Raw genomic sequence first — 22051 nt, 5'->3', positions numbered from 1 at the left:
TTGACCGATGACCACCCGAATCGCCCCACTGCGCCCGCCCTACGCACCCGAGATCGATGCGCAACTGAAGAAGTGGATGCCGCCGGAAGCCGCATTCGAGCCGCTGGCGCTGTTCCGCACGCTCGCCGTGCACAACGAACTCTTCTCGCGAATGCGGCCACTCGGCGCCGGCATACTCGGCCACGGCCGAGTGCCGCCGCGCGACCGCGAGATCGTCATCCATCGCACCTGCGCCCGGGCGGGCGCCGAGTACGAATGGGGCGTGCATGCGGTCGTCCAGGGTCCTGCCGTGGGCCTGACCACGGCCCAAATCGACGCCGCCGCAAGCGGTCCGGCCGACGATCCGGCCTGGACCGCTGCGGACAGCGTGCTGGTTCGGCTGGCCGACGATCTGCATGACACCGGAGATATCTCCGATCTCGTCTGGACCCGACTGGCCGAGCGCTATGACGACGACCAGATCCTGGAGCTGATCATCATCGCCGGTTGGTATCGCTTGCTCAGCACCGTAATCAACAGCGCCCGAATCGAATTGGAACCCTGGGCGCGGCGGTTTCCGGCGGGCGCCCCTCAGTTCGGTGCCGAGGCCAGGTCGTAGACCGCCACATCGCCGATGTGGACCGCCTGGTAGTGCGCGGCGACCCAGTCGCCGATGTCCTTGTGGCCGACGGGTCGCCACGGCTCGTCTTCCGGGGCCGGTGTGGTGGCATCACCCTGGTTGCGCACGCGCCAGGAATCGGGCAGTTGCACTTCCTGTGCCAGGTAATAGCGGACCTGGTGGGTGCGGACCATTTCCTGGAACTGATCGAGGGTGGGCACCGGATCCTCGGATGTGAAACCGCCGATCGCGATAACCGCTGTGCGGCTGGCCAATTCGAGAGTGGCCGCGGTCGAGGAGCGGTCCACGGCCGCCGACCAGCGGGTCGTGGTGTCGCTCAGCATGTTCACCACTTGCGGCTCCGCGAAGTTACCGCCCATGATCCGGCCCACCTGGGATTGCTGTTGGGAATCGGGCTTGCGCGCCTTGGCCGGACCGACCGTCGGGCCGCCGCCGGTATGCGACTGCGGCAGCGTCGTCACCGCGTATGCCGTCGAACCACCGAGACCGGCGATGACGCCCGCGATAACCAGCACGGAGGTCACCCGGTCCCGCACCCGACGTCGCCCGGCCACCGGAAGCAATGCGATGAGCAGACCGACCGCCGCGAGCACCGAGATCACGATGATCGTCCAGCGCAGCCATGGCTGCCAATCCGAATTCCGCTGCAGGACAACGAATGCCCACACACCAGCGGTGAGAATGAGTGCGGCGGATCCGATTCGACCGAATGCGTCGGCGCGGCGACGCCACATTTCGTGCACACCGAGTGCGAACATTCCCGCCACGGCGGGCCCGATCGCCAAGGTGTAGTAGGCGTGCATGCCGCCCTTCATGGTCGAGAAGGCGACGCCGTCGATGATCAGCCACAGACCGAAGGTCAATGCCGCGCCACGAACCAGATCGGTGCGTGGTGCGCGCCACCGGGATGCGAGTACCAAGACGAATGCGAGGATCGCCGCGGGCAGCAACCAGGAGATCTCGTAGGCGATTTCGCCGGTGAACAGCCGGTCCGGACCCGAACCGAAGCCGCCGAAGCCCTGCCCGCCTCCGGCATTGTGCGGCATTTCGTAGCCGGGTGGCAGCTCGAAGCGGTTGCCGCCCTTGTGGTTGCGGCCGAGGAAACGGGCGAAGCCGTTGTAGCCGAGCACCAGATCCATGAAGGTGTTATTCGTGGATCCGGCCAGATACGGCCGCGAGGATTCCGGCCACAGGATGGTCAGCACCACGTACCAGCCGGAGGACATGACCAGCGCGGCCGCCGCGGCCAGCAGATGCCACAGCCGCGTACGCAGCTTGGTCGGCGCGACGATCAGGTAGGCGATGCCCAATGCGGGTAGAACCATCAATCCCTCGAGCATCTTCGCCAGGAATGCGAAGCCGAGCGCGACACCGGCCAGCATCAGCCACCACACACTCGCCTGCCGCAGCGCTCGGATCGTGCAGTAAGCACCCGCCGTCATCAGCAGGACCATCACCGCATCGGGATTGTTGAACCGGAACATCAACGCCACCACCGGTGTCACCGCGAAGACGGCGCCGGCGAGCAGTCCCGCGCCACGGCTCTGCGCCGCCCGGGTCACCGCGCCGTACATCAGCGCGACCGTCGCGACGGCCATGAGTGCCTGCGGTATCAGCATGCTCGCACTGCTGAAACCGAACAGCTGACCGGAAAGTCCCATTACCCACTGCGATACCGGCGGCTTGTCGACCGTGATGAAGTTCCCGGGATCCAGCGAGCCGAACAGCAGCGCCTTCCAGTCCAGCGAGCCCGACCAGGCCGCCGCGGCATAGAAGCTGTTGCCCATGGCATTGACGGTGATATTCCACAGATACGCCACCGCGGTCGCGATCAGCAGCACCGCCAGCCCGATGCGCTCCCATCGTCTGATCGGCGGCAACGCTGTCGCGGGTGCGGGCGGGGTCGTATGGGGCGGCGTCGTATCGGGTGGGGTCGTATCGGGCAGGGACGCCGGGGCACTGGTCACTGTCACCTGGGGAGTATCACAGCCGTCCCGGTGGACCCCCTTTGCGTTTCCTGTCAGTCCGCTGTGAGCCTGCCCAACCCTATGACCATGGGATTTGGACCGCTGGGTGCGGTAACTGTTCAGGTCGCCGGAATTTCGCGTCGGAACCAGTCGAGGATCTGCGGGAGCGCGACGCGCGCGCTGGCGGAGTGGTCGATATCGCCGAGATCGGTGAGGGTGGCCCGGTGGGTGCGCATGGCTTGCAGACAGTGTTCGGCATTGGCGTAGAGCACATTTCGATCGCCGGTGGCGGCGTATAGGTGGACCGGAACGCGCGGGGTCCAGTCGCAGGTGCCGTCGCTGGCGGCCACCGCTTCGCGCGCGGTTCCGGTCGGATCTTGCGCCAGGGCAAGGAACTTCGGCGTCAGCAGGAGTTCGGGACGCACGGGTAGGGCCGTGCCGATGGTGATCTCGTTCTGCTGTCCGTCGAAGAGTTGTTCGATGCGATCGGCAATCGGTTCCTGGAAGGCGTCGGCAGGCCGGTCGTAGAGGTGGTAGATCCGGTTCATCGCGGTGATCCAGTAGGCGAGATAGAAGACCGCGACCGCCGGGAGGACCCGGCCCTCGATGGCGCCGGGCGTCTCGACGTGCTGAACGTCGTAGGGGCCGCTGATCGGCGCCAGGGCGGCCAGCCCGAAGCCGGGGGCGTCACCGCCCTGTAGCGCTTTGCCCAGTGCCGTCGCGGCCTGGCCGCCCTGGGAGAAACCGGTGACCAGGACATCGGCGTCGAGGTCGTGCTGCTGTCCGGCGGCCATGGTGCGGGCGGCGCGCAGCAGATCGACCGAGGCGCTGACCTCCGAGGGCGCATGAGTGTAGGGATGCGTGCCCGGGCCTTCGCCGAGGCCGAGGTAGTCCGGCGCGACGGCCGCATAGCCCGCCGCGGCGAACATGATGGTGCGGGCCCGATCTGCGCGCGTGTCGTTCACCGAGGGCGCATCGCTTTTCAGCACCAACGTGCCGTGCTCATAGGTGACGACGCGCAGCCGTCGAGACTCGGTGCGCGGCAGCACGACAAGGCCGCTCGCCGTGGTCGCAGCGCCCTCCGCAGTGACGGTTCGGTAGACGACACGATAGGCGTCGACGCCATTGCGCGCGGGGGTGCCGATATTCGCGCTGGCCAGATAGGTCGTTGTCTGTTCCGCCGACAGCTGCGTGACCGGCGTGGTGCTGACAACTTCGCCGCGTACGACCGCCGGTGCGTTATCGGACCCGCAGGCAGGGGTTACGAGCAGTGCCGCGGCGAGCAGTGCGATTACCGAACGCGGTGTGCTGCGCATGAATTCGGGTTCCTCTCGAACGACCACACGGACCATCGTGACACCGCCGACTCGTATTTCCGCGACTCGCCAGCCGACCGAGCATATTTGCTCCACATTCGCTGCCATGTTATTAACCAGGCGATTGTCAGCCGTTTCGGCCCAGATCACCGAGCCGATGGCGTGTTTCGTTTGCAGGTCCCGATTTGTGAGCGAAGGAGCGTTTGCGGTGTTTGCGAAAAGTTCGCGTCTTCTCCTACCGATTATCGTGCCCGCGGTACTCATCGGCACACTGTTCGGCTTGTGCACCCCGGCGCACGCCGACGATGCACATCCGGACGGAAGCGTGCCACCGGCCGGTGCGAATGATTGGACCTGCCGCCCGTCGGCGGCGCATCCACAACCCGTCGTCCTGGTGCACGGCACATGGGGGAATCAGAACTCGTGGGATGTGCTCGCACCGCAGCTGAAAGCGCAGGGCTACTGCGTATTCTCGCTGAGTTACGGGCGCGCGATCTCCAGTATGCGAGGTGCACAACCCGGGGTCTACGGCACCGCGGATATGCGCAACTCGGCCAGGGAAATCGCGCGATTCGTCGACGAGGTGCGAGCGGCCACCGGTACACCGAAGGTGGATATCGTCGCGCATTCCCAGGGTGGTCCGCTGGTGCGGCAATTCATGCGGTTCGACGGCGGCGCGAATCAGCAGAATCCGGCAGATAACAAGGTGGACCATCTGGTCACCATCGCGGCGACCAACCACGGCACCACCGCCGAAGGGCTCGGCTTTCTGCTGCCGACCGGAAGTGCGCAGGCACCGATCCTCGGCGTGATCGCGAGATACCTCGGCACGGCCGCGGCGCAACAGCTGATCGATAGTGAATTCCTGCGCAGCCTCAATGCGGGGGGCGATACCGAGCCGGGAGTCAAGTACACGGTTATCGCCAGCCGTCTCGATCGGGTCGTCACCCCGCCCGAGACCACCTTTCTCAAAGCCGGAATCGGGGCCACCGTCGACAATGTCTGGGTGCAGGATCTGTGCCCGGACGACGAGTTCGACCATGGCGCGCTGCCGGAATCCCCCACCGTCGGCTACTTCGTGCAGAAGGCCCTCGATCCGGCGTACAGCGGTCCCGCCTGCCAGGGCTGACATGCACGAATCGCAGGTACCGACGCACTTGCGTCAACGCTGTTATCGTCGATAACGCCCATGGTGCTCCGGTGGTGGGACCGTGCGCCGCACCGTCCCCCGCGAGGAATGAACTTTCGTGAAATACGTTCCGCGTATCGTCCTATTTCTGGCGGTTCCCGCCCTGCTGTTCCTGGTGCCGTGGTGGACCTTGGTCGGCGCTACAACCGACGGGGCGCTGTTCTGGCTCGGCTCGGCGGTTTTTCTCGCCGGTTTCGTTTGCCTGCCCGCGGCGATGTTTCTCGGTCATGGTCCGAAGCAGCACGATGCGGCGTCCATCGTCGGCGACACCCTGCTCGGGCTGATGTGGGTGGTCTTCAGCTGGTCGGTGATCGGCAATGTGGTCGGGCTCGGCTTGGCCGTGAGCGGGGTGGACGATCCGGCGCGATCCAGGATCGTCGCCGCCGGGGTATTCGTGATCGCCGCCGCGCTGTCGGTCTCGGGTGTAATCGAGGCGCGCCGGGTGCCTCGGGTGCGCACCCTGGATGTCGCGATACGCGGACTCGGACCGGCGCTCGACGGGCTGCGCATGGTGGTCATCACCGATACCCACTACGCCGCTCTGGACCGGTTGCGCTGGTCGGAAAAGGTCGTCGATGTGGTGAACGCCCAGCAGCCCGATATCGCTTGCCACGCAGGCGATCTCGCGGACGGCTCGGTCGAGAAGCGGCATCCGCAGGTCGATCCGCTCGGCAAGATCGAGGCTCCGCTCGGCAGGTTCTACATCACCGGCAATCACGAATACTTCGGCGACGCGGCGGGCTGGATCGAGCATATGACCTCGATCGGCTGGCAGCCGCTGCACAACCAACACGAGACGATCACCCGCGGCGGTGACCGGCTGGTGCTTGCCGGCATCGACGACCCCACCGGTGTCGGCCTGCCCGGACACGGGCCCGACCTCACGGCCGCCCTCGCGGGCGCGGACCCGGACGCACCGGTCGTCCTGCTGGCCCATCAACCCAGGCAGGTCATCGAGGCCGCCGCGGCCGGGGTGGCGCTGCAGATCTCCGGTCACACCCATGGCGGCCAGATCTGGCCGTTCCACTATCTGGTCCGCCTCGAACAACCCGTGGTCGCCGGTCTCAGCCGCCACGGCGAGCACACCCAGCTCTACACCAGCCGTGGCACCGGGTTCTGGGGTCCGCAGTTCCGGGTCTTCGCGCCCAGCGAAGTCACCGTCCTCGTATTGCGCAGCGCCTGAACGAGAGACTTGCCCCGTCGGGGTATAGCTTCGCGTGGTGGACGCTATCTGGCACGCGCTATCCCTGGCCGGGTCGATGACCTGGGAGATCCTCTGGGCTCTTGTTCTCGGCTTCGCGCTGTCGGCCGTCGTGCAGGCGGTGGTGCGCAAGTCGACCATTCTGCGGCTGATGGGCGATGATCGGCCGCGCACCCTCGCCATTGCCGCGGGGCTCGGTGCGGCCCCCTCGTCGTGCTCGTACGCAGCCGTGGCGCTGGCTCGTTCGCTGTTCCGCAAGGGCGCGAATTTCACCGCCGCGATGGCGTTCGAAATCGGTTCGACCAATCTCGTCATCGAGCTCGGCGTCATCCTGGCGCTGCTGATGGGCTGGCAGTTCACCGCGGCCGAATTCGTCGGCGGGCCCATTATGATCGTGCTGCTCGCGGTGCTTTTCCGATTGTTCGTGCGGTCCAAGCTCGTCGAGGAGGCCCGTCGCCAAGCCGACCGTGGACTCGCCGGATCGATGGAAGGCCATGCCGCGATGGATATGGCAGTCGTCGCCGAAGGCTCCTTCATGCGAAGGCTGCTGTCGCGGCCGGGACTCACCGCGGTCTCCCATGTTTTCGTGATGGAATGGGCCGCGATTCTGCGCGATCTCGTCATCGGGCTGCTGATCGCGGGCGCGATCGACGCATGGGTGCCGCAGACCTTCTGGCAGAGCTTCTTCCTCACCGATCATCCACTGCTGTCGGCCATTTGGGGACCGATCGTCGGGCCGCTGGTGGCGATCGGGTCCTTCGTCTGCTCGATCGGCAATGTCGCGCTGGCCGCGGTGCTGTGGAACGGCGGTATCAGCTTCGGCGGCGTGATCGCCTTCATCTACGCCGACCTGCTGATCCTCCCGATCCTCAATATCTACCGCAAGTACTACGGCGCTCGCATGACCCTCATCCTGCTCGGCACTTTCTACACCGCCATGGTCGGCGCCGGGTATGTCGTCGAAATCCTATTCGGCACAACAAATCTCATCCCGGCCGAGCGCAACGCCATGGTGATGGCGGAAGGAATCCGGTGGAACTACACCACCTGGCTCAATATCGCCTTCCTCGTCCTCGCCGCCGCCTTGGTGACGATCTTCGTACGCACCGGCGGAATCCCGATGCTGCGCATGATGGGCGGCTCCCCCGACACCGAGCACGATCACCTGACGTAGCGGCGCCAGGCATGTTCGAGGTGAGCTGCCATATCGATGGTCGGGTCGATCAGCCAGCGGGCCTGTAGACCGTCCGCGAGGGCGAAGAATATGGTTGCGGCGCTGTCGGTGTCGATGTCGGCGGGGAGGATGCTTGCTGTTTGCATCTCGCGCAGCGCGTGGGAGAAGGCTTGGATGCCGAGGCGATAACGCTGCCGCATGTAGTCGTGGGCGGGATGGGTCGGGTCGGAGGCGGCGGCCTGCATGTGGGTGAACAGTTCGATCAGGCCGGGGACCTCGGTATTGCGGCGGATCACCTCGACGAACGCCTCGGGGGCGGAGCCGTATAAGGCGGAGGCGTCGGATTCGTCGCGCTTGCGCAGTACGGCAATGAACAGTTCCTCCTTCGAGCCGAAGTAGTGCAGCAGCCCGCCCTGGCTCAGCCCGACCGCATCGGCCAGCTCGGCGATCGAGGTGGCCGAGTACCCGCGCTCGGCAATCGTGCGCAGGGCGGCATCGAGGATCTGCTCCCGTCGCGCTATGCCCTTGCCGTAGGGACCCCGTTTTGCCATCGGGCCAGTTTAGGCACGAATCACGGATCGCCTTCGCCGGACTCCAGGCCACCGATCTGCCCGGTATGCAGGACCGACTCGCCCAGGCGCACAACGCCATCTACACCGCGATCACCCGCAATGGCCCGGCGACCAACATCCGACTCGGGCACCCCGGTCGTGCTCACTGGTCGACGCGGCGGCCAGTTGCACCGACCCGATCACTGTTCCGCGCTGAACGCGGTACGACTTTCAGCAAGGCGGCGGTGTGGGCGCTGTACGCGTGACTCGCTTCCACCGGACGCAGGGTCGGGTAGTTGGACCGGTGCGTGACGATGACGCCGTTCGGGAGGGTTACGGTGCGATCCGGGACGGTGGCAACGCAATTGCCGCCGGATTTGGCGACGAGGTCGACGATCACCGTCCCCGTGTGGAGTGTGTCGAGTGCGGTGGCGTCCAGCAGCAGAGGGCCGCGGGAGCCGCGGTGCACCGCGGCGCAGATGATGAGGGCGGGCGGGTCGGCGGCGAGGTGGGCGAGAAGCCCGTCCGGATTCAGCAGGAATGCCTTGGCGCCGTGCCGGATTGCGGTGGACTCCTGTTCCTTGCGGTTGCCCGATGCGGTCGGCTCGTCGCCGTGGGCGGCCGCCGTGGCGATGGCGGCGAGTCCGGCCTGACCGCAGCCGAGGATCAGGGCGCCTACCGGTCCCTCGGTCGAAAGGAGTTGTCGCCCTTGCTCGTAGGCGACTTCGCCCGCTATCCGGCTCATCGCGGAGAGCGCATCGATATCGGGGCGGGAGTGCGGAACGGTTTCATAGCCGACGGATTCGATGCCGCGTGCGCGCAGCTCCGCGATCACGTCGTGGCGATGCAGCGGGTCCTGGAATCCGATGAGGGTCGTACCCGGTCGCACCGAATCGAGCTGGTATGCCGGAGGTTTCACCCACACGACGACATCGCAACGTGCGAAGATTTCCGCACGCTCGCCCACCTGAGCCCCGGCCGCCACGTAGTCCGCGTCGTCGAACCCGATGGACCGGCCCGCATCGTGCTCCACGATGACCCGCAAGCCCGCGAGCCCGCGCACGTCGTCCGGTATCAGCGCGACGCGCCGCTCCTCAGCAGCGGTCTCCCGTAGAACTCCGACAATCATTGTTGTCCGATGACCGGCAGACCGCACCCGGCCAGCACTTTGGGATAGGTCAGCCCATTCCGGATCTCATACAGGAGCTGTTCGAGTCGGTCGAACAATTCGTCGACCAGATCCGCCGACTCGTGCCCTGGCGCCTTGCGCGGCGCGAGCACGTTGAATCGGACACCGAGTCGCTCGGAGCCGGTCCGATCCAGCGCGACACTGTCGATTCCAGCACCGGCGAGCAGCAGATCCTCTATCTCCGCACTGGTTTCGACGCCTGCCTGGTCGAGGACCGCATCATCGAAGACCACGGTGAGGAACATGCCCTGCCGACTGCCCAGCGGCCGAATGAATTTCGCACCGAACCGAGCATTGATCGCATCGATGTGGCCGTGCGCACGATCCAGCTGGTCGAGCATCCGCACGCGGTTCTGCGCGAAATAACTCTCGGGCGTGTGCTCGACAATCGCCCGCGCCAGATGCGTCGACTCACGCTGGAACGAAATGGTCAGCCGCTCGCGAATCCTGGCCAGCCATTCGGCATCACCCGAGCAGGCCGCGCCCAGTTTGCACGGTCCGAAGGCGTTATAGCCCTTGGAGTTTCCGGTAATGGTCAACACCTGGTCGTACAGCCGACGCGTGCCGTCGTCGGTCGCGATCTGCACCGCGGCGATCGGAATGTGCTGTTCCACCATGCAATCGAAGGCCATATCGCAGATGACGGGTACCCCACTGGCAACAAGCACCCGGCCGATCGCCAGCAATTCCTCGGCCGAATAGTCGGTGAACACCGGATTTCCGGGCAGCGTGAGCAGCACGCCGCACAGTTCGTCACGGTCGGCGAAGTAGTCCAGGCAGGATGCAAGCAGGTCCGGATCGATCTTGAAGGAGTCGTCCGGCGCGACCGGGCAGGCCTCCATCCGCAGACCGTACTTCTCCACGTGAATGCCCGAGCTCTTGTACAGGCCTTCCGGATACACGATCACACCACCGGGGCGGGCCAGCGTCGCGACCGCCTCCTCCAGCAGCATGGTGCTCGAGTAGGGGCAGACAATAACCTCCTCCGGAGCTACCCGGACCCCGGGTATCCCGTCGACCGGCTCGGTCAATCGCCCGAACAGCTTGTGCGCTGCCAACTCTCGCAATACCAGCGGCTGTCGCTTGTGGTACAGCGTGCCGTCTGCGTATTCGTCCGGGGGTTGGGTATGCATGAGTTCGCGCCATGCCAGATCCAGTGCGGCGATGGCACTTTCGGCGAGCGGCAGACCGGTCTCGCCGTGGTAGGCGTCCAGCACATCCGAATACGTCCGCTCGCCCGTCCCCGCGAACTGCGGCCGCACACCCAGATGCCGACGCACTTCCCGCTTGCGCTCCTCGGAGCGATTGGTGCGGGCGGCGAGACTGGGTGCCGGTGTCCGCCAAGGCAGCCGATCGTTTTCAGCCTGCCGAGTCACGACACCTCACTTTCTAAGGACGGCTCTCCGGGCGCGGTCATCTCGCGCCAACTCTGTTCCAGCGCCGCACGGAACAGACCACGGCAATCGCCCTCGGTGAGGCGCTCGTAGCCGGCCAGTTCCGGTGCCGCGACGAGATCGTTGACGACAATGCCCGAACCGGCGGCCTTGAGCTCATAGAGACGCTCGAACCGGCGCACCGCGAATGCGACATCGTGCTTCAACGCCGAGAACCGAGTCGCCACGCGCGCCTGCCGGGAATAGTCGTATTCACCCACGGCGACGTACTTTTCGTCGACGATGAGCATGCTCTGCGCATTGCGCGCGTGCTCGCGCTTGACAAGCACGCTCTCCACCCCGGCGCGCGCCTGTTTCCACAGTTTGTCGTCATAGGGCCACACATCCTCGATCGTGTCGAGGACATACATGCGTCGCACATCGATTCGGGGCGGATGGGTCGTATCGGCCAGGCGCAGAATCGCGGCGTGATAGTCGTCGCCGACATCGCCGCCGATGGTGCCCAGATCAGCGGTGTGGATCGCGCGGACCGACGCCTTGGCCTGCTCGAGGATCATCAACCAGTCGCTGACGGTATTCCATTCCCAGACGGTCGCGCTGCGCGAGGGGATCTGTGCCAGGATTTCCTCGGCCCGCTCCAGCTGCCGATCCGCGATCATGCGCAGCGGTTCGATCTCCGCGCGCGCGGAGGTCGCATCGATCAGGCTGCCCGCGATGCCGAGCGCCCGCTCGACGAGTTCAGGGTCCTTGCCGAGCAGGACATTGAAGCGCATGCGCAGATCGTGATATCCGCCGCCGGCGAGATCGTCGGCGATACCGTCGGTCGAGGGCAATTCCTGGCCGAGCGCCAGGCTGAGACGTTCGCGCAGCGGTAGCGGTGGCACCCGAGTCCCGTTCTCGATCTGCTGGATCAGGCTGCGCGAACAACCTGTCTTGGCCGCGAGTGCGGCCTGGGTGAACCCGCGTTCCGTGCGGAGCCGACGGACCAGATCCCCGACCTGCACATCGTCCGGCCCTGAGCCAGCCATGCGGCGCCTCCATCCCTATGCTCGGATTTTCAATGCTCACGATGTGTCATCCGACGTCATCATAGCTACGTTACGCCGCGAGGCGGCGATAGCGACGATAGAAGTTTTCTGGTCGATCGCTGGAAACCGCACGGGGGGCGGATATTACGCAAGGCCACTCCGATATCTACGACCTCGAACGCGCGTAGCGGTACTCAAAGCTGCTCTCACGGAGGAGATTACAGATACGCGAGGCCGAATTTGCTTAAATATAAGCAGTATTGATTGAGAAATATCTTCAGATAGCTTCTATGCTTAGTTGACATCCAGAAGTGGCGATCCATAGCATTGTTGTCAGCGTCACATCTGATTCGGGGCTCCAGCTCCGGGACAGATGGTTTCGATCGACCAAGGGAGGGGTCATGACACTGAGGCTGACCGACTGGTTGATCACCAGCGACATCACCCCCGAAACCGCCCGCTACACCGGCAGCGGCTGGGTCCTGAGCTGGCTGCCCGGCCGACTGCTGACACGGGAGCAGGCCATGACCGGCATGGTGCTCGACGAGACCCTGAGCGATCCGGATCCCGAAGACTACGTGCTCGCCATGGAGATTGCCGCCATCCGGGCCGCTGACCTCGGCCTCGAATTGGCTCAGGCGGTCGTGCTGCTGCACGCCCGCATCGTCGAACGAGACCGGCGGCAAGCCGGCGCCAACTGCCGCATCGCGGTACCGACCACACCGGCCGCGTAACGGCAGTTGGCGCCGCGGAGGGGTCGGCGCCACCTGACGTCGCGCCGAAACAGGGTCCGGCGAGTACCGCTCGCCGGGCCCTGTTTCACGAGCCGGAACGCCGAAGACTACGGCACCGAACCGAATGCCTGCTTGAAGTCGGGGCATTCGACCAGCGGTTGGTGGGTGCAGGTGGCTGCGTGGCGGAGGCTGTCGCGCATGCGAGTGAGTCGAGCGATGTCCTCGTCCAACTGCCGGGCCTTCTCCGCCATATGTCGGCGGAGTTCGGTATCCGCCGGCGTGGCCACGAGGAACCGTGCGATCTGCGCGAGTGTGAAACCCGCTGCGCGAGCGCAGGATACGAGCGCCAAGCGGTCGATCACCTCGGGCTGATAGGTACGCCGCAGACCGTTGCGCCCGTCGGGTTCGATGAGCCCGCGCTTCTCGTAGTACCGCAGCGCAGACGGCGCCAATCCGGACCGCGTGGCCACTTCCGCGATATCCAGCACCATCACTACTCCTTGACTTGAAGCGTGCTTCAAGTCAGACGATAGGCCAATGAGCGAAATAGAAGAAGAGCTGCACCCCCAAGTTCAGGCGTATCTGGAACGTCTCGCACGCGCGGATTTCGGCTCGGTGCACACCTTTACCCCGGAGCAGGCGCGCGAGGGATGGCGGCGACAGATCGCGCTACTCGGTGAACCGGAACCCGTTGCCGATGTCGAGAACCGCACCGTCGCGGGCATAGGCGGACTCCGGATCTACACCCCGGATGGCGAAGGCCCATTCCCCGCATTGGTGTTCTTCCACGGTGGCGGCTTCATGCTCGGCGATCTGGACACCCATGACGGACTGTGCCGCAGTCTGGCCAACGGTGCGGAATGCGTCGTGGTCTCGGTCGACTATCCCCTGGCTCCGGAACACAAGTTTCCGGCCGCACCCGACGCGTGCTTCGCGGCGACGCGGTGGGTCGCCGAGCATGCGGCGAGCATCGGCGTCGACGCCACTCGCATTGCCGTCGGCGGTGACAGTGCGGGCGGCAATCTGGCGGCGGTTGTTGCGCGCACGGCGCGCGACAACGGCGGTCCGGCACTGGTTTTCCAACTGCTGATCTATCCCGATCTCGATTTCCGCAGAACGAATTTCAGCATCACGGAGTACGCGGGCAAGTACGGAAATATCAGCCGCGATGCCCAGCACTGGTTCATGGACAGCTACTTGAATACTTCCCAGGAGAAGCTCGACCCGCGGGTTTCCCCACTGCTCGCCCCCGACCTGACCGGGCTGCCTCCGGCACTCATTGTCACGGCCGAGTACGACGCCCTGCGCGACGAGGGCGAAGAGTACGGTCAGCGACTCGAGCAGGCAGGGGTCCCGGTCACGGTCGCTCGCTATCCGGGGATGATCCACGAATTCGTCCGGCATCCCTTCGACGACAGCTTGCGCGCCCGACTCGACGCGGCGGCGGCGCTGCGGAAGGCATTCGCCCGGTAGCGAATTGCGTCAGTCGGGGTTCGACGGTGCTCGGGAAACGACAATAGGCATCCGCCACGACAGGCGCACCGGATTGTCGGTCGCACGACGCAGGAGCAGCCATTGCGCGATGGCCGCCATGGTCGAACCGAGCGAGGTCACCACGGCGAGAAATCCCCAGTGGGTAAGACTGGCGGATGTGTAGCTGGCGGTACTGGTGCCCGGGATGGCCAGTTTGCCTCGACCGGTAGCCCAGTTCAATATCTGTCCGATCTGACCGCCCAGATCATAGGTGCGACCGGTCATCGCCTTGAGTTCGGCACCTTTGCCATTGAGGTAGATCAAGCACAGGATCACGAAAAGGGCGGCACACGCCAGTGAAATCATCGTCAGGCGGGCGAGAAGTTCATTGCGAAGGCGGATGTTCAGCACGATGGCGCACAGCGCGATGATGATGGCGGCGCTGGCGAGGATCGCCCACATGCCGGTGACCGGCGGGGTTTTGGGCCCGACCCTCGACCAGACGTTCATGGCGTTCGACGTTATTTCCAGCCGACCGAAGGCGTTGGCGGCGACCCTGCCGTCGGGCCCCTGCGCGGTGATCCACGATTGGAAAAGCAGGATGAAGGTGGCGGTACTGCCGACCGCCGCCAGTACATAACCCCAATACGTTTGGAGCGGTCCCAGCCGCGCCCGGAGCTCCGTCAGCTCCGTGGCGCGGCCCTGTGTCGCTCTCGCCGGCGCGGTCCCGTGTCGAGATGTAATGGCTCGGGCGGAGTTCGGCTGCTCCATCAGCTCAGCTTAAGTGGCGCAGAACACCCGAACTCACCTCCAGTGGGAAGCTCGGTCGAGCTGCGCGACTGGCTTCGTGCCTGGTCCGGCCGGTCACTGAGCACCAACGCAGCCCGGGAACAGATCCGGAACCCCAACTGTTGCCAATCCCGGGGGTTCGAACGAGAGTGAGGTCGACCGTGCGGGTCGAGATCTGGACCGATGTCAATTGCCCCTTCTGCTACCTGGGCAAGAAGCGGTTCGAACAGGCATTGACCGACTTCCCGCATCGCGCCGACGTCGAGGTGGTGCACCGCTCGTTCGAACTGGATCCGACGCTGCCCGCCGACGAATCCGGACCGGTGATCGCCAAGATCGCGCACAAATACGGCATCAGCGAGGCCCAGGCGGCCGCCAATGAACGCGGCATCGGGGCGCAAGCCGCCGCGATCGGGCTGCCCTATCTGACCGAAGGTCGCGACTACGGCAACTCCTTCGATATGCACCGCCTGCTGCACTTCGCCCTCGCCGAAGGCAAGCAGGACGCCCTGCTCGATGCCCTCTACCGCGCGAATTTCGCCGAAGAACAGTCGCTGTTCGCCGATAACGAGCGCCTGGTGCGACTCGCCGTCGCCGCCGGACTCGACGAATCAGCCGCACGCACCGTTCTCGACGACCCCAATGCCTACGCCGACGCCGTGCGCGCCGACGAGCAGGAAGCCGCACAACTCGGTGCCAGCGGCGTCCCGTTCTTCGTCTTCGACCGCAAATACGGCGTCTCCGGCGCCCAACCCGCCGAAGTCTTCGCCCAAGCCCTGGACCAGGCCTGGGCCGATCGGGAACCGGTCATCCAGACCATCGGCGGAGCCGAGGTCTGCGGCCCCGACGGATGCGCGTTGCCCGCGCGCAATTAACCTGCGGCACAGTCCTATTCGGTTTCGTCGGTCGGCTTCGCGGCAGGACCGAGCCGCACCACACCGGCGTCGAGATCGATCTCGACGCGCGGGCGGTGCACCTGACCGTCGCTGTCCTCGCTGCCCTCATCGGCCAGCTTCTGCCCGGGGAACAGTTCACCCATAACGCCCATAGTTCGACGATAGTCCGCGTCCGCAATCCCAGATCTGTCTGGCGAAATCTGTCGCTACCGCTCGGCGCACTCGTCACGCGGCGCTGTTTACAGCTCGGCCTGCACATGAATATCGTGCAGCTCCTGGGAACGGGCGGCGTCTTCCGCATCGCCCCGCCGCTGACCGCCACCGAGGACGAACCAGCCCGCGGCCTTTCCATCCTCGATCAAACGATCGGCGAAGTCACCAGCGGCTGAGGATCAATTGCCGTTCACGCCGGTATTGATCCGTACCACGACCTTGTCATCGGTGACGTCTTGCACCGTCGCGCTGAACCCGTTGGTGGATTGGGTCTGCCCGACCGGAATATCGACCTGCTGACCGGCCACCTTCAGCGTGACCGTATTGCCCTTCACCGCAACGAGTTCCGCTTCGATGCCGAGCACACTGGCCTTGGCATTCACGCCACGCGTGAAGGTGACCGTACATCCGCTGACCTGACATTCGGACTTGTACCCGGCCCCTTCGGACGAGCACGCCGCGCCCGCTAGGGGCGTGATCAGGGCGAACGCGGACAATGCGAGCATCCGTGGCACAGACATGCGGGCCAGTGTAGGTGAGCTGGGGGGACCGGCCACACCACTTGGCTCGGTGTGGCCGGTCGCCGGTATCACATGGGTCTGCGCCTGGTCAGCGGCTGAGCATCTGCAGGTGCCTGGCCTGCTGCCGGAGATGGTTCAGCTGCATGTCGGCCTGATTGGCCCGGTCCTCCGCCCGCGCCGCCAGATCCTCGGCCCGCTGCGCCAACTGGGTGGCCTCATCGGCCTGGCCTTGCGCACCGACCGCCCGCTGCTGCAGCTGGTTGGCCTCCCCCTGAGCTTGCTGTGCCTGACTTTCGGCCTGCTGCGCCTGGCTCTGCGCCCGATCCGCCTCACTCTGGGCCTGCTGCGCCTGATGTGTGGCCTGCTGCGCCTGATGACGAGCCTGCTGCGACTGCTGAACGGCCTGGATCGCGCTCTGGTGCGCGATCTGGGCCTGATTGTTCACCTGCCGCGCCTGCCCCTGCACCTGACGTGCCAGGGCCGCAGCCTGGCTCGCGGCCTGGCGTGCGTTCTGTGCGTCTATGCGCGCCTCATTGCAGAAGGCCTGGCACTGGATCTGTGCCATTTCCGCATCCCGCCTGGCCACATCGATCTCGTCGCCTGCGTGGACGCCTTCCATCGACCGCTTTTCCGCTACGTCCTGTGCTGCCATATTCGAGCTCCCTTCCAGAAAGTGTGGGTGTTGCTGGGAAGAACTCGCATACCAACGGGTCTCATCTTGGCCGAAGCCCAGGAGTACCGCAGCAGCTTCCACACAATCAATAGAACAAGCGGGAACCCCCGAGGCTCGACGCCCTCGACGTGGCGCAGATCTAAGTGCCCGCCATCTCGATGACCGGGGTCGGCTGATTGAACAGCCTGTTCCAGTAGACCAATGGCGGTCGATTGCTGATGTAGGTGGAATGAACTCGGCCGGTCAGGATGCTGTGGTCGCCGCCGTCGACGACGTTCACCAGTTCGCAGGCCAGCCGGGCGGCGGCATCGGGGAGGCCGGGTAGGTCGAGTTCGCAGGGCCGCATATCGCCCGAGGCGAAGCGGTCGACGCCGGATTTCGCGAACCGCATCGCGATATCGGATTGATCGACGGCCAGGACATTGATCAGGAAGAGCTGTGCCGAGACGAAGGTTGCGTGGGTGCTGGCCGATTTGTCCAGGCAGATCAGTGCCATGGGTGGGTCCAGGGACAGCGAGCTGAACGAGCTGCCGGTGAAGCCCGCGGGGCCGGCCGGCCCGATCGTCGTCGCGACGGCGACCGGGCTCGGGATCCGGGACATGGTGGCGAGAAAATCGGCTCGATCGATGGTCATGGTCGGCCCTTCGCTATCGGCGCATCTTCAGAGGACCGCCGAGCAGATACTGGCCGACCATTTCGAAATTCGTCGGCGACAGCGTCATATGCTTCACCGCCGCGTGCACATCGCGGAATGCGCGCTCGAGCCGGCTGCTGGTGTAGAGCGAACCGGTGCCCGCCATGGCGTGTGCGATCTCGACCGCGGCAACGGCCTGCTCCCCAACGGTCGAGCTGGTCAGCCGCACCAGCGCGCTGAGAGCGTCGCCTCCGGTTGCGCCGAACGCCGTAACCTGTTGTGCCGCATCGTCGAGCAGCAGCCGGGAGGAATGCACGAGCATCTCCGCTCGGCCCAGTTTTTCCTGCGCGGTATGGCTGGCCGCCAGGGTGCTCGTGCCGCCCGCGGGCGTCTTTTCGATCGCGACCTTCTTGATCGAGTCGAGAGCATCCTGCGCAATGCCGACCGCGGTCGAGGCGGTGGTGAACGGTCCGAAGTCGTAGTAGCCCACCGGATATGCGCGGGTGGCACGTGCCTGCGGCGGACGCAGCAGGTCGGCCTGATCGACGGTGAAATCGCCGGGTACGAAGACATCGGTGACGCGGTAGTTATTGCTGCCCGTACCGCGCAATCCGGTGGTGTGCCAAGTATCGCTGAATTCGGCATCGGCGCTCGGCACGAAAACCATCCGCAGTTCCGGGCCGGTCTCCCGTTTTACCGGCGCACCGCCTTCGGTGACGAATGCCGCGCATACCAGCCATTCGGCATGCGTACCCGCGCTGGCGAACCCCCATTCGCCGCTGAGCCGGAAGCCGCCGGACACCCGCTCGGCACGGCCACTCGGATTGATACCGCCGACTACCAATTCGGTGTTCTCGCCGAACAGCTTTCGCGCGGTCGGCTCGGGAAGATAGTCCGACAATCGGCCGATGGCACCCTGCACGCCGACCTGCCAGGCGATCGATGCGTCGAGGCGCGCCAGCGCGCGCAGCACCAGCGATCCGGTGGCCAGGTCGAGCTGTTCGCCGCCGAATTCCCGGCCGACCCACATGCGATGCAGGCCCTGATCGCGGATCGCGTCGATGACGGCGCGCGGGGTGACGCGATCCCGTTCGGCGGCTTCCCGATATTCCTCGACGACGGGCGCGATTTTCGCGATCCGCGACAGCCATTCTCGTGCCTGCGCCGAGGGCGGTGGTTGCGGAATGCCGCGCGGCAGCGAAATGGCGTGCGGCTGGGTTTCGACGGTCACGGTACTGACTCCTTCACGAATGGGTACGAACTCGACGGTAGAAACGCACGCGCCGAATCGGGAGATGCGGCGCTGAAGATCGGTCGGAAGTGGTATTCGGTTCGCGGCGTTTCTATTTCGCATTCACGGCACTTTTATCCGGCCTCCGCGCCTGTTCGGCGCGCAGCGCGGCATTGAGCTCGAGCTGTGGCGCCAGATCGTCGCCGCTGTTATCGAAAAGCGCGACACTGCTGGCCAAGCCCTCGAAGCGGTCGTAGAACTTGCGGGCGACCTCCGCGGGCGTCCCGACAATGCCGAGAATGTCCAGCGTCGCGTCGTCGATCACGGCCGGCAGATCCTCGAGCCGACCCGCACCGGCCACCCGGAGCAGTTCGGCATGCAGATCGCCGAGCCCGCAGGACTCCAGCGCGACCTGGTAGCCGGGCACCGTCGCGTAGAACGCGATGCTCGCCCGTGCGGCATCGGCCGCTTTGCCGAAGGACACCTCGTCGGTTCCGGTCACGACGATCGGCGTGAGGTGAATATCGAAGTCGTCCAATGTCTTTCCCACCTCCGCGCGACTGTCGGCAAGGATCGGCCGCACCACATTCCGCAGATATTCGGGGGTGGTCAGGACGTGTCCGAGGAATCCGTCGGCGACCTCACCGGCCACCTCGATCAGCCGCGGCCCGACACCCGCGAGCAGAATCGGCGGTGGCCCGTAGGGATTCGGGCCCGGATCGAAGAACGGGTTGAGCACCGTGTGCCGATAGAACTCGCCGCGGAAGCGCAATCGCTCGCCGGTGCCGAAGCAATGCCAGATCTCGCGCACCGCAAGGACATATTCGCGCATCCGGGCGGCGGGCGCGGACCACGGCATGCTGAACCGGCGGGTTATGTGGTTCCGCTTCTGGGTGCCGAGGCCGAGGGTGAACCGGCCCTTCGCGACCAACTGCAGATCATTGGCGATCATGGCGGTGGACATGGGATTGCGGGCGAAGGCCACCGCCAGTCCGGTCGCCAGCCGCACCCGCTCGGTCCGGGCGGCCGCCAGCGCCAGGCCGACGAACGGATCGTGATTCGTCTCGGCGGTCCAGATGGAATCGAATCCGCCCTGCTCCAGTTCCGCGGCGGCGTCGCCGAGCACCTGCGGCGACATCGAGGTGGTGTGGAAGTCGAACCTCATGGGGATACCTCCGTATCGGGTCTCTGCGACGATGCAAACATTTCTCGGACCATGCCGACGATTCCCCGAAAGATGTATTTGATCGCTGTTTGAATCGCATTGGATCCCATTGCGGAAGAGTCGAATCATGTACAACTACGTCATTACCGCGCCGGGTCAGGGAGTTCAGCAGCCGGGCATGCTCGATGCCTGGCTGGCGGCGGTTCCGCAGGCGCACAAGCGAATCACCGAATGGTCCGATATCGTCGGCTTCGATATGGTGCCTGCCAGCCGTGACGAAGTAATGCTCGGCGATACCGCGATCGCGCAGCCATTGATCGTCGCCGCCGCACTACTGTCATTCGAGCTACTGCGCGATCGGATGGATTCCGATGACGTGCTGTTCGCCGGGCATTCCGTCGGCGAATTGGCTGCCGCGGCGGGCGCCGGATATATCAGCGCGACAACGGCGATCACCCTGGCCGGTGTGCGCGGCGCGGCCATGTCGGCGGCGTGCGCGGTGACCGAGTCCGGTATGGCGGCCGTCATGCCGACCAAGCGCGACGGCGCGACGGATGCGGCCATCGTCGCCGCGATCGGCGCGGCCGGACTGATCGTCGCGAATTGGAACGGCAGCCACCAATTCGTCGCGGCCGGAACAAAAGACCGCATCGATGCCTTCATCGAGGCGCGACCGCGCGGACTGCGGATCGTGCCGCTCACCGTCGCAGGCGCATTCCATACCGATGCGATGGCCACAGCGACACCGAGTTTCGCAAAGGCCGCAGCTGAAGCCGCCTTCCTGGAATCGGCCTCGGCGATGGTCGGCAATGGTGACGGCGCGCTCATAACAAGTCCAGATGACTTGCGACAGCGACTGATCGCCCAGATCACCGCGCCCGTCCGTTGGGATCTGTGCGCGCGGACCATCGCCGCACACGCCGCCACGGACGCACCACACCTCGAACTCGCACCGGCGGGGCCGCTCACGCGACTCCTCGAACGCGAGCGCCCGGAGGCTCGCGCGCTCGCGATACGCACTCCGGAAGATATCGACCCCACCGCCGAGGCCGCATAACGCAGTGTGTCCGGGCCCAACCGAGGGCCCGGACACACCAATGCTGAGGTGGCTCAGACGAGTTGCACGACCGCCTTCGCGTGACTGAGCACCTTGACACCCTCGGAGGTCACGGTGAAGTCCACCCGCACCCGTCGTTGCGGCAGCTGTGCCGCAACCACCGCGGCCACCACGATCCGCGCTCCGGCATCGTCATCGTCATCGTCATCGTCATCGGGGACGAATACCGCGTCGCGGCACCTGACGCTGGTCTCCAGTACCGCGCCCGGATCGCCGAGCCAGTCGGTGAGCACGCGGTTGGCCAGCCCCATGGTCAGCGCGCCCTGCATGATGACCTGCGGCAGACCACCCATTCGCGCGTACCGGTCGCTCCAGTGGATCGGATTGAAGTCACCGGACGCACCCGCGTACCGGACCAGATCCGCACGCGTGACGGCAATCTCGCGTGGACCGATCGCGAAGCCGACCGGAATGTCATCGAACGATGGCACCGCGGTGTGCCGACGATCGGACAGCGGATCGAAAAGCCAAGTGCTGGCAACCAATGCCATCTCAGGCCACCTCCGCGACTACCGGCGTTTCGGCCCGCTGCACGAACGACGAAGTCGCCACACACACCAGTTCGTCATCGGCGGACCGAATTTCGGTGCGGAAGGCGAAGACGCCGTGCCCGCCGAGATCGTCAACCTGGGTAATGGTCTGGGCCAGGGTCAGCGCGTCGCCGGCATGGACCGGGCGCAGGTGGGTGAAGTTCAGGTCGCGGTGCATCAGCCTGGCCCGCGCCAGCCCGAACTCCGGATCGGACATGGCGCGGTCGTCGGCCATCAAGGTCAAGGTGACCAGGAAGGTCGGTGGTGCGACAAGATCCGGATGACCGAGCGCGCGTGCCGCGGCCACATCGTGGTAGGCCGGATTGTCGTCACCGAGCGCCGAGGCGAATTCGCGAATCTTCTCGCGGCTCACCTCGTATGCCCGGGTGACCGGGTAGACCCGGCCCCTGAAATCGGTGTTCACTGCGGAATCCTTTCGGTCTGAAC

General features: G+C 65.4%; 24 protein-coding genes and 1 pseudogene. 9 read left to right on the top strand and 16 right to left on the bottom strand.

The genetic code is table 11. The features are described from left to right. Positions 1-7: 7 nt before the first annotated feature. Positions 8-598, top strand: a complete 591-nt coding sequence (locus ACQPYR_RS06775) for a carboxymuconolactone decarboxylase family protein (protein WP_433628902.1) — start codon at positions 8-10, stop codon at positions 596-598. On the opposite strand, the gene ACQPYR_RS06770 is transcribed toward ACQPYR_RS06775, so the two are convergent. Both ACQPYR_RS06770 and ACQPYR_RS06765 read right to left on the bottom strand, forming a co-directional pair. Further along, positions 571-2592, bottom strand: coding sequence for an ArnT family glycosyltransferase (locus ACQPYR_RS06770; protein ID WP_433628899.1), 2022 nt, complete (start codon positions 2590-2592; stop codon positions 571-573). The two genes, ACQPYR_RS06775 and ACQPYR_RS06770, sit on opposite strands and share 28 nt — an antisense overlap. A gap of 113 nt (positions 2593-2705) precedes the next feature. After that, entirely contained in the window at positions 2706-3929 is a 1224-nt protein-coding gene (locus ACQPYR_RS06765; protein WP_433628895.1) for a lipase family protein, read from the bottom strand. 181 nt (positions 3930-4110) lie between these two features. Here ACQPYR_RS06765 and ACQPYR_RS06760 point away from each other — a divergent pair, with 181 nt between their 5' ends. The 3 genes from ACQPYR_RS06760 to ACQPYR_RS06750 all read left to right on the top strand — a co-directional run bounded on the left by ACQPYR_RS06760 (position 4111) and on the right by ACQPYR_RS06750 (position 7466). Then, a complete protein-coding gene (locus tag ACQPYR_RS06760) occupies positions 4111-5031 on the top strand; it encodes an esterase/lipase family protein (RefSeq protein WP_433628893.1) in 921 nt (306 codons plus the stop codon). A gap of 118 nt (positions 5032-5149) precedes the next feature. Next, the gene (locus tag ACQPYR_RS06755) at positions 5150-6274 is read left to right on the top strand and encodes a metallophosphoesterase (RefSeq protein ID WP_433628890.1); all 1125 of its coding nucleotides are present in this window, start codon (positions 5150-5152) and stop codon (positions 6272-6274) included. Positions 6275-6308: 34 nt separating this feature from the next. Next, the gene (locus ACQPYR_RS06750; protein WP_433628888.1) at positions 6309-7466 is read left to right on the top strand and encodes a permease; all 1158 of its coding nucleotides are present in this window, start codon (positions 6309-6311) and stop codon (positions 7464-7466) included. On the opposite strand, the gene ACQPYR_RS06745 is transcribed toward ACQPYR_RS06750, so the two are convergent. From ACQPYR_RS06745 to ACQPYR_RS06730, 4 genes are all read right to left on the bottom strand, one after another. Next, a complete protein-coding gene (locus ACQPYR_RS06745) occupies positions 7454-8017 on the bottom strand; it encodes a TetR/AcrR family transcriptional regulator (RefSeq protein ID WP_433628885.1) in 564 nt (187 codons plus the stop codon). The two genes, ACQPYR_RS06750 and ACQPYR_RS06745, sit on opposite strands and share 13 nt — an antisense overlap. A 163-nt stretch (positions 8018-8180) precedes the next feature. Beyond that, the gene (locus tag ACQPYR_RS06740; RefSeq protein WP_433628883.1) at positions 8181-9146 is read right to left on the bottom strand and encodes a hypothetical protein; all 966 of its coding nucleotides are present in this window, start codon (positions 9144-9146) and stop codon (positions 8181-8183) included. Continuing rightward, the gene (locus tag ACQPYR_RS06735; RefSeq protein WP_433628880.1) at positions 9143-10582 is read right to left on the bottom strand and encodes a pyridoxal phosphate-dependent aminotransferase; all 1440 of its coding nucleotides are present in this window, start codon (positions 10580-10582) and stop codon (positions 9143-9145) included. Before ACQPYR_RS06735 ends, ACQPYR_RS06740 begins: the two co-directional genes overlap by 4 nt. Next, complete coding sequence (locus tag ACQPYR_RS06730; protein ID WP_433628878.1) at positions 10579-11628, bottom strand: helix-turn-helix domain-containing protein; 1050 nt, start codon at positions 11626-11628, stop codon at positions 10579-10581. The genes ACQPYR_RS06735 and ACQPYR_RS06730 overlap by 4 nt, the downstream gene beginning before the upstream one ends. Before the next feature lie 401 nt (positions 11629-12029). On the opposite strand from ACQPYR_RS06730, the gene ACQPYR_RS06725 reads away from it, so the two are divergent. Beyond that, positions 12030-12362 (top strand): hypothetical protein, encoded by a 333-nt coding sequence (locus tag ACQPYR_RS06725; protein ID WP_357467908.1) that lies wholly within the window; start codon positions 12030-12032, stop codon positions 12360-12362. A 107-nt stretch (positions 12363-12469) separates the two neighbouring features. Here ACQPYR_RS06725 and ACQPYR_RS06720 read toward each other — a convergent pair whose 3' ends face one another. Continuing rightward, entirely contained in the window at positions 12470-12853 is a 384-nt protein-coding gene (locus tag ACQPYR_RS06720) for a MerR family transcriptional regulator (RefSeq protein WP_433628875.1), read from the bottom strand. Positions 12854-12899: 46 nt separating this feature from the next. Here ACQPYR_RS06720 and ACQPYR_RS06715 point away from each other — a divergent pair, with 46 nt between their 5' ends. Continuing rightward, entirely contained in the window at positions 12900-13835 is a 936-nt protein-coding gene (locus tag ACQPYR_RS06715) for an alpha/beta hydrolase (protein ID WP_433628872.1), read from the top strand. A 9-nt stretch (positions 13836-13844) separates the two neighbouring features. On the opposite strand, the gene ACQPYR_RS06710 is transcribed toward ACQPYR_RS06715, so the two are convergent. After that, complete coding sequence (locus ACQPYR_RS06710) at positions 13845-14345, bottom strand: hypothetical protein (protein WP_433628870.1); 501 nt, start codon at positions 14343-14345, stop codon at positions 13845-13847. A 440-nt stretch (positions 14346-14785) separates the two neighbouring features. On the opposite strand from ACQPYR_RS06710, the gene ACQPYR_RS06705 reads away from it, so the two are divergent. Then, on the top strand, positions 14786-15499 hold the full coding sequence (locus ACQPYR_RS06705) for a DsbA family oxidoreductase (protein ID WP_433628867.1): 714 nt from the start codon (positions 14786-14788) through the stop codon (positions 15497-15499). A 14-nt stretch (positions 15500-15513) separates the two neighbouring features. Here ACQPYR_RS06705 and ACQPYR_RS06700 read toward each other — a convergent pair whose 3' ends face one another. Then, the gene (locus ACQPYR_RS06700) at positions 15514-15672 is read right to left on the bottom strand and encodes a hypothetical protein (protein ID WP_433628865.1); all 159 of its coding nucleotides are present in this window, start codon (positions 15670-15672) and stop codon (positions 15514-15516) included. A 60-nt stretch (positions 15673-15732) separates the two neighbouring features. Here ACQPYR_RS06700 and ACQPYR_RS06695 point away from each other — a divergent pair. Beyond that, positions 15733-15909 (top strand): annotated as a pseudogene (locus ACQPYR_RS06695) (aspartate aminotransferase family protein); the annotation flags it as partial. 3 nt (positions 15910-15912) lie between these two features. On the opposite strand, the gene ACQPYR_RS06690 reads toward ACQPYR_RS06695, so the two are convergent. From ACQPYR_RS06690 to ACQPYR_RS06670, 5 genes are all read right to left on the bottom strand, one after another. Then, a complete protein-coding gene (locus ACQPYR_RS06690; RefSeq protein ID WP_433628862.1) occupies positions 15913-16254 on the bottom strand; it encodes a hypothetical protein in 342 nt (113 codons plus the stop codon). Between the two features lie 88 nt (positions 16255-16342). Then, complete coding sequence (locus ACQPYR_RS06685; RefSeq protein ID WP_433628859.1) at positions 16343-16906, bottom strand: hypothetical protein; 564 nt, start codon at positions 16904-16906, stop codon at positions 16343-16345. Between the two features lie 160 nt (positions 16907-17066). Next, entirely contained in the window at positions 17067-17561 is a 495-nt protein-coding gene (locus ACQPYR_RS06680) for a flavin reductase family protein (RefSeq protein WP_433628856.1), read from the bottom strand. A gap of 13 nt (positions 17562-17574) precedes the next feature. Continuing rightward, positions 17575-18792 (bottom strand): acyl-CoA dehydrogenase family protein, encoded by a 1218-nt coding sequence (locus tag ACQPYR_RS06675; RefSeq protein ID WP_433628853.1) that lies wholly within the window; start codon positions 18790-18792, stop codon positions 17575-17577. Positions 18793-18904: 112 nt separating this feature from the next. Continuing rightward, a complete protein-coding gene (locus tag ACQPYR_RS06670; RefSeq protein ID WP_433628850.1) occupies positions 18905-19957 on the bottom strand; it encodes a TIGR03617 family F420-dependent LLM class oxidoreductase in 1053 nt (350 codons plus the stop codon). Between the two features lie 127 nt (positions 19958-20084). Between ACQPYR_RS06670 and ACQPYR_RS06665 the strand changes: the two genes are divergently transcribed. Further along, on the top strand, positions 20085-21014 hold the full coding sequence (locus ACQPYR_RS06665; RefSeq protein ID WP_433628848.1) for an ACP S-malonyltransferase: 930 nt from the start codon (positions 20085-20087) through the stop codon (positions 21012-21014). A 53-nt stretch (positions 21015-21067) separates the two neighbouring features. Here the strand turns inward: ACQPYR_RS06665 and ACQPYR_RS06660 are convergent, their stop codons facing one another. Both ACQPYR_RS06660 and ACQPYR_RS06655 read right to left on the bottom strand, forming a co-directional pair. Further along, on the bottom strand, positions 21068-21565 hold the full coding sequence (locus ACQPYR_RS06660) for a MaoC/PaaZ C-terminal domain-containing protein (RefSeq protein WP_433628845.1): 498 nt from the start codon (positions 21563-21565) through the stop codon (positions 21068-21070). 1 nt (position 21566) lies between these two features. Continuing rightward, on the bottom strand, positions 21567-22028 hold the full coding sequence (locus ACQPYR_RS06655) for an FAS1-like dehydratase domain-containing protein (RefSeq protein ID WP_433628843.1): 462 nt from the start codon (positions 22026-22028) through the stop codon (positions 21567-21569). Positions 22029-22051: the final 23 nt, after the last annotated feature.

Source organism: Nocardia sp. CA-120079, assembly GCF_050955745.1.
GTDB lineage: Bacteria > Actinomycetota > Actinomycetes > Mycobacteriales > Mycobacteriaceae > Nocardia.
The sequence above is the reverse complement of the archived record's forward strand: the minus strand, read 5'-3'. Positions and strand labels throughout refer to the sequence as shown.